Source organism: Calothrix sp. 336/3, from assembly GCF_000734895.2.
In the GTDB taxonomy this organism is placed as follows: domain Bacteria; phylum Cyanobacteriota; class Cyanobacteriia; order Cyanobacteriales; family Nostocaceae; genus 336-3.
Genome location: NZ_CP011382.1, coordinates 4658278 through 4670295 on the forward strand (window position 1 = coordinate 4658278; position 12018 = coordinate 4670295).

A 12018-nucleotide genomic window follows, 5' to 3' on the forward strand; every position below is an offset into this window, starting at 1 on the left:
GCGAAGCGAAACCCAACATTAGATTTATTCGCTTACCCGAAATATTAGAGCGCATGTTCACCAAGACACATAATAGAAACGCAAGTTAAGCGACTCATCTAAGTAGACGCGACTACTCTCCCTACCAGATGTCCCGTCTGTCATCAATGCGACTGTGTAGCCGTAGCCTTCGACTTCGTATATCGCTGGCTTCTGTAATTCTGCTTTAGTTATTCTTCCGTTCGGGGCATTGCTAAACCTTTTGAGCCACTTTACGGACTTATCCTTATTTAGCATTCCTATCACCATTGGCTCAGGCTTGCTTCCATCTGTCAATAGCACGAAACTGGACTGCTTTTTCGGAATTGATACTGAGTCAACAAGTCTCATTTTGGAATATTCGCTCTTATCAATATCACTTCCGAAGAATGGCCCGTCATCCAACGTAAATATCATTGATGCTAAAGTTTTATTATCTTGGCACATAGAGGCGAACCAGTCCCTCAATTTAATAAGTCCTTTCCTGAATGCTTCTCGATCTGAACTCTCAATAATCAGATCTGGTCTCCGCGTAAGTTTAGCGAGAAAAATGCTTACCTGTTGCCCTTGTTCTATTTCTTCAACAGTCCAAGAATCTTTGGAAAAAAGATTCCGGCACTTATAAAATATAGTCGGAATAATAAAATAAGGTTTAAATTTGTTGCTGCTTTGATTCTTGGCTTCATACTCATGCATTACGATGAGAAATTGGTCTAGTTCCGCTTTGGTCAATGGTTTGTCAAATTCCCTCGGCACTGTAGATGAAGACAAGCCAAATATAGAAAATGAAGGCAGTTCGATACCACCAGCTTTAATTGTTTGCTTTGAAGAAGACAAGGTATTTTGTCCATAAGCAAAGCTTGTAGACAAAGAGAAAACAATTAGTAAGCAAGTGATAATTCTTGTAATATTTCTTTTCATTATTCATTATATTTAATATTGCTGGCTACCAACGCAAGTCTAGTAGTCTAACTATTGATTATACCGAAACTTCCGTATAATGTTGTTCTAAATATCTATATATCAAGCATCTCCATGTTATATGGAAAACTTCTTTTTTATGTTCATATTTGGGTATGTAGTTATCCCTTACAAGAGGATTATATGGAAAGTTCCCTTGTAATCCCAAGGGTTATAAAGAATTTTTCCGCCTCCTGAATGCGATCTCCCTAAATCCCCTTGCTTCGATATCACTTTCTAATTCATTTTTTATTGGCGATCGCCTGGGTACACTTATCCGGAATGCCGAAAAAGAGAAAGTCCCTGTGATGGCAGTTGTAGGAGCGAAGGAAGAGGAAACCAACAGCTTGAGTATTTCCGTGCTTCCGGGGAATTGGGTAGTATTGCCGTCGATGAGGTGGTGGAAAAAATGAGGAGCGCGATCGCTAACTACAGAAATTCTTAGTTAATTTACATTCACAAGTTTCCCACTATATTTATCATAGAAATATGGTGTGATTTGTTTTGAGAGAAAAGAATAAATATCAATTTTGAGCAGAAATCAGCCAACATAAACGGGAATATTCCGATGACAGCCCTAACATTAAACCTTAATTCTGTAATTAAACTCACACGAGAGCAGTTCTATGACTTGTGTGCTGCAAACCCAGATTTAAAATTAGAACGTAATGCCCAGGGAGAATTAGTTATTATGCCACCGACCGGAGGGGAAACAGGGAGAAGTAATGTTAATTTAATCCTCCAAATAGCATCATGGAATGAACAAAATCAGCTTGGTGAAGTTTTTGATTCCTCGACAGGCTTTACTTTACCCTCAGGTTCTGACCGTTCTCCAGATGTTTCTTGGGTGGAAAAATCTCGTTGGCAAGCTTTAACTCCAGAACAACGAGAGAAATTTATTCCCCTCTGTCCTGATTTTGTGATTGAAATTATGTCACCATCCGATACTTTGAAAAAAGTTCAAGAAAAAATGGATGAATACATGCAAAATGGCTGTCAATTAGGTTGGTTGATAAATCGAAAAAAACAAGAAGTTGAAATTTATCGTTCAGGACAAGCAGTGGAAATCTTAACATCACCTGAAACTATTTCGGGAGAGGAAACTTTACCAGGATTTGTCCTGAATTTACAAAAAATTTGGGCATAGGATTACATTTTTAATTTCCTATGCTACATTTAGTAGTTGGGTAGTGCTACATAATTAGTCTATGGTCAGGGTTCACAATGCCCTGCTGGTGCGCCAACCTCTGGATTGTGCGTATACCGACTGAAAATGACTACTCCACAGCGCAATTAGCTCAGTGGTAGAGCGTCAGACTTAATCTGAGGACGTAGGTTCAAATCCAACATTGTGCCCCAAGAAAGTTAGCTCATTATGGCAAGAGCGCTTGCTTAGAAAGCAGGAGATTGCAGGTTCAAATCCCGCACTTTCAACCCCCCAAAAGTTAGCTCATTTGGTAGAGCAATCGACTTCCAATCGATCTGTAACAGGTTCAAATCCTGTACTTTTAACCACAACCCTTCCGGGTCAAAAATGCTACCTTTTTCAGGTAAAAACAAACAATAAAACCCTGCAATTTAGGTAACTAGCGAATAACACCTCGTGATATCTGCTAGTGACAGTGAAGTCGCCAGTGTAATTGTGACTTCCCCAGCTTGAGTATGTCCTTCCTTTGCTGCATCTAGTTTGTCTGTGGATATGCTAGACAGGGCAAAAAGAACGATATATCTGAGAGTGGTAAAAGTTCCGAACTTACCCTTGGGTATGGGAGGAACAATGATACATTCTCTTAATCCAGTGGGAGAAATGCAACTGCCCGCAACTAAACTGTAAAACCTACATTAGCAGGGTTTTATATAAATTACTAAATAATTGGTTGATGGCGATCGCTACAACTTGAGAACTCGGTATTGCACTCCTGTCTCAAAAATTCTTGTGCCTCCTCCCTCGGCAATTGTCTGTCTTAATTTCTCTGGATGGGTGACTCCTACCCCTGCTAAATAATCGATTCCCATCTCTGCTAAATCTGGCAACCAGGGAACAGTTGGTCCCATCAAAACTAACTTGGCATTTTGTGACAATTCCACTAAACGGGGAAAGGTTTTATTAACTATGGAAGTGGCAGTGAGAAACACCCAATCACTTTCGGGGAGCAGGTATTCGCAAGCAGTATCAGGTAAATCCTCAGCCGTGGGTTGGCGTTCAAGAACTGTTAATGCTATTCCTTCCTCATACTGGGATAATCCGGGATAACGTCCAATCACTACTACTCTTTGACCACGAATCAATGGGAGAAAATGCTCAAAGACAGCAAGATTTCCCGATAATTTTGGTGTTAAAGGTTCAGCCTGCGCCAAAAGCGGTGAAGATGGATTAATTACGGCATTAATTGCTGCCATTGCCACGGTTGCTTGATAGCTATCCCAGGATTGTAACCAAGGTACTAAATCTGAGATTGGTGTATTGACTAGAGTTCCTGACCAAGGTAAGGTGCGGGTTGGAATACCAGGACTCATGGACAATCCAATTCCCTCTGCTTGGCAGAATGTCCAAGTTAAACCGATGATAATTTCTTTAACTAATGCATTTCTTTGACTGGACAACCCCAGCAGACGATATATTTCCCGTGGGTGTACTCTCATGGTGGTTGACGTGAAGCGTTATGTCCCTCCAATCTTATCTATTATCCCAATGGCGAATCACTTCCGCAACTGACCAAGCTTGAGCGATCGCCCCCCTGGGGGTATGGGGTTCGTCTCCGTCGAATATCTCTGAAATTGAGCCAATACAAGCATCTGCGGCAAAATGTTGGATTAAAGGTTGCCAATCAAAGGGTAAGGGTTCGGTGGGATAAAAACGCTGCCAAGCACGAATAAATGGTCCAATTAACCAACACCAAACTGTACCTTGATGATAGGCGCGATCGCGGCTTGTAGAATTACCCACATACTGACCAAGATACTCTGGATCGGCGGGGTCGAGAGAGCGTAACCCATAGGGAGTCAGCAGACGGGAAGCTGCTAATTGCAGGATTTTTTGTCCTTGAGATGCAGAAAAAGCACAGTGGGACAAAGATAAAGCTAAAACCGCATTGGGGCGAATTTGGGAATTACGATGGTCTTCTGGGTCGATAGTGTCATATAAATAGCCTAATTGGGGATTCCAAAACTTTTGTAAGGAGGCTTTAACCTGCTCTGCTTGCTGAATATAACGCCGTCCTTGCTTGGCTAATCGATTTGTTTCATCTATCGCACCTGTTTCCATTAAAATTTCTGCCCAGCGACTTGCCCAACACAAAGCGGAGTACCACAGAGCGTTAATTTCTACTGTTTTACCCTGACGAGGGGTGACAGGTTGCCCATCTACTACCGCATCCATCCATGTCAAAGCCAAACCCCGCGCATACCAACCCACTAAACCATCGGTTGAGTCCACTTGAATATTAAAGCGTGTCCCACCCATAAAAGCTTTGTATATTTGCTGAACTAATGGATACTGTTCGGCTAAAAATGCCCAATCTTGAGTGACTTCTAGGTATAGTCCCAGAATTTCAATCCACCACAAAGCTGCATCTATGCTGTTATAGGTGGGTTCACTTCCTAATTCTGGGAAGCTATTTGGCATCAATCCATAACGAGAATAACCACCGATGGTTCGTAATAAAGCTTTTGCTAAATCGTAGCGCTGGGAACTTAAAGCTAAACCAGGTAGGGCAATTAAGGTATGTCTTCCCCAACTATTGAACCAGTGATAACCAGCAATCACTATCGGACTATCAATAGCAGCACGATGGACAATAAATTGGTCACTGGCTTGTAGAAGTTGCTGATAGGTGTCAGCATTGGCAGATGGCAAATTATTGCCGACTTTACCCCCAGGGAAAATTTTTCCCAGACGTTCTTGCTCTGCTTCTACTGCTTCGCTAAAGGTGTCATCAGTTAGAGAAATTTGGGATTTTTCAGGAAAACCAATTTTTGCTTCCAAGGTGACTGTATCCCCCGGTTCCAGGTATACCGTCAGATAACCGGGACTGTATAAATCTTCGCGATCGCCTAATCCTCGATTGGTTTCTTCTGGTAATTGATAATTCCAATACCAAAAGGCATCCGGTTGATAATCCCCTTCTGTCCAGGATAAATGCCAAGGTGTACCAAAATGCCCCTTGTGAATGGCTTGCAAACTTACTTCTCGATTACCTAGTATCTGAGAAAATTGCAACTCAGACATTTGCTGCTGTTGATTATGTAAACTGCGATCGCCAATCAGTAACCGCAATCTTAAAACCGCAGCACTATCACCTTGGTAACGATAATGCATTAACAAGCTCTGGGAAAAGTTCTGACTATCACCAGAGGCGGAATTTCTGTTTTCCCCGTGCGGCATCACAAGCTGTCTTGTTAACTGCCAATCCTCTTCTCCCCATGTCCATTTAGGTACTGGATGAATCTGAAACGAACGGAGATACTTATACCCCTGGGGAACAATCTCACCGCTACACCAAAAATTAGCTCCTAAAGCAATAACTTTATCCGCTAACTCTAAACTTGCTTCTAAATGAGATAGCAAAAGAGTCCTCCCAGAGGGGGGACTTGCAGCAGCAAAGAACCAGCCATGGTAAGTCCGAGTACGGATATCCGTAACTGTACCGCTTGCAAAGCTACCTAAACCGTTGGTTAACAACCATTCTCTCGTATCTAAATCCACCATTGCTACTCAAAATCGTTATGAGTATGATATATTCGTAACAGTTCGTAATTAAGCTGTCAAACAGTGGACAGGTGAAAATAACGCCATTGAATAGAGATGATGGCAAAAATGGAAAATAGAAACCCTACTTAACGTTTCACAATCCACAATCCAAAATCGCCAATGGCTATAACCTGAACACCACAAGCAAGCGGGCAGCGAGACGCATATAAGTTCAAAGGAGAATTAGTATATGTCGAATGCAATAGAAGGATGCCTGCGCGTTGGTCAACAAGCTCCCGATTTTACAGCAACTGCTGTGGCAGATCAGGAATTTAAAACAATTAAACTTTCTGATTATCGCGGCAAGTATGTTGTATTATTTTTCTACCCTTTAGACTTTACCTTTGTTTGTCCCACTGAAATTACAGCCTTTAGCGATCGCTACGAAGAATTTAAAAAACTTAACACAGAAATTCTTGGCGTGTCAGTGGATAGTGAGTTTTCTCACTTGGCATGGATTCAAACAGATCGTAAGTCTGGTGGTGTAGGTGATCTGAGCTACCCTCTAGTTTCTGATATCAAAAAAGAAATTAGTAGTGCTTATAATGTTCTTGACCCAGCAGCTGGCATAGCTTTGCGTGGTTTGTTCATTATTGACAAAGACGGAATTATCCAACACGCTACCATCAATAACCTCGCTTTTGGTCGTAGCGTTGATGAGACAGTACGGACATTACAAGCGATTCAACACGTTCAATCTCACCCTGATGAAGTTTGCCCCGCAGGTTGGCAACCAGGTGATAAAACCATGAATCCTGACCCCGTGAAATCCAAAGTTTACTTTGCTGCTGTTTAGAATTAGGTCAGTATCGAAGAAACAAACGACCCTAGGAAAACTCTGAAAACTCTGTAATCAGGTAATTAAGAATTTTCTTTTGGTACTAATAAATTAGTTAGATAAAAATGTAAACCTAGAGTCGGAGTATTTCTGATTCTAGGTTTTATGTAATTTGAAGTTATACTATTTCTCTAAATTCTGACTATGGATAATTTTCCCCCTGCCGTCTATGTGTAGCTTTATTTGGAAGAATTAATACCACTCTTTATCGGAGCCATCAGTAACTTTGTGTAACATCTCGATATTTATACTTAATGTCTTTTGTGTATAAGATGTTGTCTATGGGTTTGATGTCTTTTGCAAATCTACGAGTCTTGTTGATATTATGCTAGGCATTTTAATCATTCTGAAAGTCATATTTTCACATTCGTCTGCAATGTTATAGCTATTTTTACTTATGTACTAAGTATAAAAAAAACAAAAATAACCGTAGTAATTGCATTTTGTGTAAATAAAAAAATTGCTAATATTTAAATTTGTATCCCGGTCAAAATTAATTATCAGAATAATTTTTGATAACTATTAGCAAAATACAATATTTAAAATTTACTTACAAAAATGCTGCACTATTCCCAAAAAAATATTAAAAATTATCTAGATTTAAATAAAATTCTTGCTCCTAGAGCAAATCACCTATTTGTATTTCTGGAAGTTTTTGCCAAGGAAGGTGGAATTCAATCCTACGTCAAAGATGTTTTTCGCTCTTACCTAAACCTGAATCAAAAACTCCGAGGAGAAGTTTTTTTACTTCGAGATGCTCAAGGTTGTGAAAATCCCTTTGCATCAGAATTACTGAAGTTTCATTATTTTAAGTCTCACTCTCCACAAATTGAGAGAGTCAAAATGACAACTACTTTGCTCAGTCATTTGATGCGTCAAAGACCTCAACATGTATTCTGTGGTCATGTGAAACTAGCTCCCATGATTGGTATGTTATGCCAACCGTTGGGAATTCCCTACACTGTCATGACCCATGGAAAGGAAGTATGGCAGCCATTAGACCCACAGACAAGAACAAGCTTACAAAAAGCGACACATCTGTGGACTGTAAGTAACTACACCCAAAAAGTTGCCTGTGCTGCAAATCAATTAGATCCGCAAAAAGTTAAAATACTACCTTGTGCTGTAAATACGGACAAATTTACACCAGGTGAAAAATCCAGTAGTTTGCGATCGCGCTATGGATTGCAAAATTCCCAGGTATTAATGACGGTTGCCAGACTATGGTCGGGTGATATCTATAAAGGCGTAGATATTACAATTCAAGCATTGCCGAAGATATGCCAAGTCTTTCCTGATGTCAAATATTTAGTCATTGGTCGTGGGGATGATCAGCCAAGATTAGCACAGCTTGCCCAGGATTTAGGGGTGAGCGATCGCGTGGTTTTTGCCGGTTTTGTACCCACAGAAGAACTAGTAGAGCATTATCGTCTGGCTGATGCTTATATCATGCCTTCTCAAGAAGGATTTGGCATTGTTTACTTAGAAGCCATGGCTTGTGGTATACCCGTACTATCAGGAGACAATGATGGTTCCGCCGACCCCTTGCAGAATGGTAGATTAGGGTGGCGTGTCCCCCATAGAGATGTGGATGCTGTGGCTGCTGGTTGTATAGAAATTCTCCAAGGTGAAGACAAACGCTGTCAGGGAGAATGGTTAAGAGAAGAAGTCATTGCCAATTTTGGGATTGCAGCTTTCCAGAAGAGAATGCAAGCAGAATTTTTAGCTGTTTTAGATGATAGATGAAAAGATAGCCAAAAAATGAAAAAATATTTTCACCTTTGCAAATCTATTAACATCCCAAAGTCTTGTTACATTCTGCTGCAAAATGCGCGTAAGTATTCCCAATAATGGTAAAAATGTATCAAGTCTGGATTCTAATCGGCAATGATGCATAAACCCAAATAAAAATGCGCCAAGCCCATCTCAGATAAATTTGTCACCTGAAGTGAACCAAAAGCAACACTTCTGTCAGACTTCGTACTGCAATCAACCTGAACTGCAATAGATAAACGCCTAAAACGATGAAAGCATCTGCAAAATTCGACTTTGAAGACGAAAAGTTCAATGCACCGCCTTCTCTAGTCATTCCTTGGTGTCAGATGATTAATCCTCGGTATGGCAATGATGGTATTTTGCCCTACGGATTAGCAATTAAGCTGGATAATGCTCATGCTGTAGGTTTCCAACCCGATGCTAATTGGCAACAGGTGGAATATGAATTTAGCTCCAGCCTCGAAACAGTGTATATGACGACTACTCCTCAGATAGCGATCGTCCGTCGTGGACCATTATCTGTCAAGGATAGGGAAACGGGAGTCAAGTTAGGTACACTGAGAGATAATTACGATGCTTTTTTAGCGGATAAACTGAAATTTAGAACCTTTACTCGTTATTTAGTCTTTCTAGTTGGAGAAAATAAGAAATTTTTACATGAACTGCCCCTGCAATTAACCCTCAGTGGAGTGGCAGGAGCAAGTTTTAGTAAGGCTTATTGTGACTATCAACAAGGGAGAGTTATGGGTGGATTTGTTGCGGAGTTGGAAAGAGCATATGCCGCATACCGCAAACAAGCACCAACACCCAAAGGTCCCCTGTTCCATGCCCATGGGATATTTTGCCCCATTATTGACTCTGAAGAACGAGGTATTGAACCCAATACAGTACTAGTGGCTTCTACAGTTGATTATAAGCATCCGACAGTGACCACACTCACACAATTTTTGATTCCTTCCGATTCTCCAGAGTCAGAACTAATTGCTAAGAACTTTGAGGAGTATAAGGAGTTCGGCAAGGAAGCCATTAAGGTAGAAAGCAAGATAGTTGCCGCAGCGGCGGTATCTAATTCTTATATCTATCCGGATGAGGATGATTTTGGATATCCACCCTATTAAGAGCTAAAGGGGGAATCGTTAACACTTGACAGAGGCGGGAAATAATTATTTGACTCCCGCCGGATCCAACTACAAATATTTACGACCTTTAACTTACCTCACTGGCGTATTTTCCTATTTCTGGCAGCCCTAGTGTTAAAAATCTTGAGAATTTGCCACTTGAAGACAAAATTTGCAGTAAGCTCATCTTGAATTGTCGTGTAATTTAACAGGAATTATTGATATGGCAGCATCCTTTTTACCTTCAATCTTTGTTCCCATCATTGGTTGGGTTTTCCCTGCAATCACAATGGCACTTTTATTCATCTACATCGAACGTGATGATATTGCCTAAGTCGTTAATGGGTAATGGCTAACAGGTAATAAAAAGTATTACTTGTTATCTTCTGTCCATCTAATCAAAGTCTTCACCCTCTTGACCTCTCTCAAGCTTACAGAGACAAAGGGGGTGAATTCTCAGTGTCATATGCTACAACCTAAACGGGATTATCAATGATAATTAAATACCGCCTATCTCTTATGAGATGGGCGGTTTGTTTAAGTACTGATTTTATTAACCAGCAGTATTGAGTACAAATTTGCTGTATCTGCTTTTCGCACTACATGGAGGAGCCAAGTCCTGCATAAGCGCCGTAGAAGAAAATACCAACTACGGTAATAATACCTAAACCTGCAACGGTTGCTACAACCCATAAGGGAATTCTGCCACTTCCAGACACGCTTTTCTCCTCCTTCAACACAAAATCAGCATTTACTTTAGCGAAAAAATTACAGCTAATTTAGGATGTAATTACTTAGCTAGGGATAGAAAATTTTTGGGATGCCAATATCTTCCAACCTGAATTACAAATCCTTAATTGCTATGATGCCAGCACTCTTGGTTTAGTTGAAGAAGTAGCTGGAAAAGAGAATACCTAGAACGAACACCAACAATAATCCTAAGTATAAGGAAGTACGGTTGAGTTCAACTGGTTGACTATTACGATTAGGGGTTCTATCCATGGGTTGCTCCTAACGTTGAATAAATTGCATCGCTGCGATCGCACCCAAAAAGAAAACAGTGGGTACACCTAGGGTGTGAACCGCTAGCCAGCGAACGGTAAAAATAGGATAAGTAACTGGTTGGTTAACGTTATTGCCGCTAGTCATGATGTCAAACTACTTTCCAATAAATTGTTCTACTTGTTTTTTTGCTTCGTAACGATTGTTAACGATAGGCAATTCTTGGCGTTCTTGGGTGTAGTACTCGTCGGGACGGGGTGTGCCAAAAACATCATATGCTAAGCCAGTGCTGACAAATAACCAACCAGCAATAAACAAAGCTGGAATGGTGATGCTATGGATTACCCAGTAACGAATGCTAGTGATAATGTCCGAAAACGGACGTTCTCCAGTAGTACCTGACATTTGGATTCCCTACCTTTAACAAAGATTGTCAATGAGTTTATTATCCTACAAAGTTTAGAAAGAGTTACAAGTTGCAACTTCTTTCTCATAAATTTTTAGTAGTGTAGTTAAGCTGCTGGGGTGGGGTGATATTTTAACAACACACCGCGATCGCCAATAATAAATCCCTTCTCTGGTGACAAAAAGGTCACTTTGTATAAATTACCAGGGACTTGTTGAGCATCACTATCTTTTTCCCAAGTCTGACCACCATCCGTACTGCGTAGCAAATTACCGCTACCACCACCAACCCAAATCTCTTCTGGTGTCCGATACGCTAAATCCAGTAGCCCCCAACTTGAAGCTTTCTCGGGAATTTGAGCCTCTGCCCACTTTTCAGGATCATCACCCTCGGTAAACTGAATTTGACCCCCACGAGCCAACATCCACATCTGTCCACTACGAGTAAAACCCATGTTCTCAACTCTTCGAGAACTATTACGGTTATGAGGAACCCAAGCATTTTGTCCTGGTTCCCAGGTGGAATAAAAATTACCCTTAGCGGAAACTGCTACATATTTTCCATCCTCAGAACGCTGGATATTCCTCACTACACCCACAGCTTGAGCTACCTGCGCCTTCCAATTCTGTCCACCATCGGTCGTTTTGTAAATAGCACCTACAGTCGTTGACATTTCGGCTGACTTTCCACCCAAAGCAACAATACTAATTGGATTTCCAGGCAGCTTTTCACTCAAAGAAATTCGTGACCAAGACTTGCCAGCATCAAGGCTATGTAACAGTAAAGAAGGTTCTCCTACAATCCAACCTTCATCCCCCTGAAAACTCACAGAGTTAAACCGATACTTATCATCATCGAGTTGTAACTTAATCGGCTGCCAAGTATCTCCACCATCATTAGTTTCTAGAAGGGTAGTATTACTACCTACCAAATAACCATGATTGGAGTTATTGACAAAAGCGATATCTAAAAGCTTCTCTGTACTTGGTACAGAAATAACTTCCCAAGTATGGAGACTAGTTGCTGTAACTTTACTACAACCAAAACATAATAAAACAACTGCAAACAAAGCAAATATTCTTTGCCCAAATTTTCTTGTCCAAATCATCGCCAATATCTATTAATTTTGCTGTGAATTTGCCTATAGAAA

At 40.7% G+C, this 12018-nt stretch carries 13 protein-coding genes, 2 tRNA genes and 1 pseudogene; 8 read left to right on the forward strand and 8 right to left on the reverse strand.

Annotation, left to right across the window (positions count from 1 at the left end):
• Window positions 1-57: 57 nt before the first annotated feature.
• Window positions 58-939, reverse strand: coding sequence for a hypothetical protein (locus IJ00_RS19320; RefSeq protein WP_035155703.1), 882 nt, complete (start codon window positions 937-939; stop codon window positions 58-60).
• A 293-nt stretch (window positions 940-1232) separates the two neighbouring features.
• On the opposite strand from IJ00_RS19320, the pseudogene IJ00_RS28460 reads away from it, so the two are divergent.
• The 4 genes and pseudogenes from IJ00_RS28460 to IJ00_RS19340 all read left to right on the forward strand — a co-directional run.
• Window positions 1233-1423 (forward strand): annotated as a pseudogene (locus IJ00_RS28460) (His/Gly/Thr/Pro-type tRNA ligase C-terminal domain-containing protein); the annotation flags it as partial.
• 123 nt (window positions 1424-1546) lie between these two features.
• A complete protein-coding gene (locus IJ00_RS19325) occupies window positions 1547-2125 on the forward strand; it encodes a Uma2 family endonuclease (protein ID WP_035155706.1) in 579 nt (192 codons plus the stop codon).
• Between the two features lie 212 nt (window positions 2126-2337).
• Window positions 2338-2412, forward strand: a tRNA-Ser gene (locus IJ00_RS19335).
• A gap of 5 nt (window positions 2413-2417) precedes the next feature.
• A tRNA-Gly gene (locus tag IJ00_RS19340) sits at window positions 2418-2493 on the forward strand.
• A 375-nt stretch (window positions 2494-2868) separates the two neighbouring features.
• Here IJ00_RS19340 and IJ00_RS19345 read toward each other — a convergent pair.
• Window positions 2869-3621, reverse strand: a complete 753-nt coding sequence (locus IJ00_RS19345; RefSeq protein WP_035155708.1) for a DUF364 domain-containing protein — start codon at window positions 3619-3621, stop codon at window positions 2869-2871.
• A gap of 34 nt (window positions 3622-3655) precedes the next feature.
• Window positions 3656-5686 carry an amylo-alpha-1,6-glucosidase gene (locus IJ00_RS19350; RefSeq protein ID WP_035155709.1) on the reverse strand — a complete coding sequence of 677 codons (2031 nt, stop codon included), beginning with the start codon at window positions 5684-5686 and terminating at the stop codon, window positions 3656-3658.
• A gap of 232 nt (window positions 5687-5918) precedes the next feature.
• Between IJ00_RS19350 and IJ00_RS19355 the strand changes: the two genes are divergently transcribed.
• The 4 genes from IJ00_RS19355 to psaI all read left to right on the forward strand — a co-directional run bounded on the left by IJ00_RS19355 (window position 5919) and on the right by psaI (window position 9794).
• Entirely contained in the window at window positions 5919-6524 is a 606-nt protein-coding gene (locus IJ00_RS19355; protein ID WP_035155711.1) for a peroxiredoxin, read from the forward strand.
• Between the two features lie 600 nt (window positions 6525-7124).
• The gene (locus IJ00_RS19360) at window positions 7125-8312 is read left to right on the forward strand and encodes a glycosyltransferase family 4 protein (RefSeq protein ID WP_035155713.1); all 1188 of its coding nucleotides are present in this window, start codon (window positions 7125-7127) and stop codon (window positions 8310-8312) included.
• Between the two features lie 278 nt (window positions 8313-8590).
• On the forward strand, window positions 8591-9460 hold the full coding sequence (locus IJ00_RS19365) for a DUF5895 domain-containing protein (RefSeq protein WP_035155715.1): 870 nt from the start codon (window positions 8591-8593) through the stop codon (window positions 9458-9460).
• A 223-nt stretch (window positions 9461-9683) separates the two neighbouring features.
• Complete coding sequence (psaI, locus tag IJ00_RS19370; RefSeq protein ID WP_046814868.1) at window positions 9684-9794, forward strand: photosystem I reaction center subunit VIII; 111 nt, start codon at window positions 9684-9686, stop codon at window positions 9792-9794.
• A 265-nt stretch (window positions 9795-10059) separates the two neighbouring features.
• Here the strand turns inward: psaI and IJ00_RS19375 are convergent, their stop codons facing one another.
• The 5 genes from IJ00_RS19375 to IJ00_RS19390 form a co-directional block, all read right to left on the reverse strand.
• A complete protein-coding gene (locus IJ00_RS19375; RefSeq protein WP_035155717.1) occupies window positions 10060-10179 on the reverse strand; it encodes a photosystem II reaction center protein J in 120 nt (39 codons plus the stop codon).
• A gap of 163 nt (window positions 10180-10342) precedes the next feature.
• Window positions 10343-10462, reverse strand: a complete 120-nt coding sequence (locus IJ00_RS27860; protein ID WP_082127360.1) for a photosystem II reaction center protein L — start codon at window positions 10460-10462, stop codon at window positions 10343-10345.
• 9 nt (window positions 10463-10471) lie between these two features.
• Window positions 10472-10609: a cytochrome b559 subunit beta gene (gene psbF, locus IJ00_RS19380; RefSeq protein WP_035155719.1), complete on the reverse strand. Its 138-nt coding sequence runs from the start codon at window positions 10607-10609 to the stop codon at window positions 10472-10474.
• Between the two features lie 9 nt (window positions 10610-10618).
• A complete protein-coding gene (gene psbE, locus IJ00_RS19385; RefSeq protein WP_035155720.1) occupies window positions 10619-10867 on the reverse strand; it encodes a cytochrome b559 subunit alpha in 249 nt (82 codons plus the stop codon).
• 107 nt (window positions 10868-10974) lie between these two features.
• Window positions 10975-11976, reverse strand: coding sequence for a photosynthesis system II assembly factor Ycf48 (locus tag IJ00_RS19390; protein WP_035155722.1), 1002 nt, complete (start codon window positions 11974-11976; stop codon window positions 10975-10977).
• Window positions 11977-12018 lie beyond the last annotated feature (42 nt).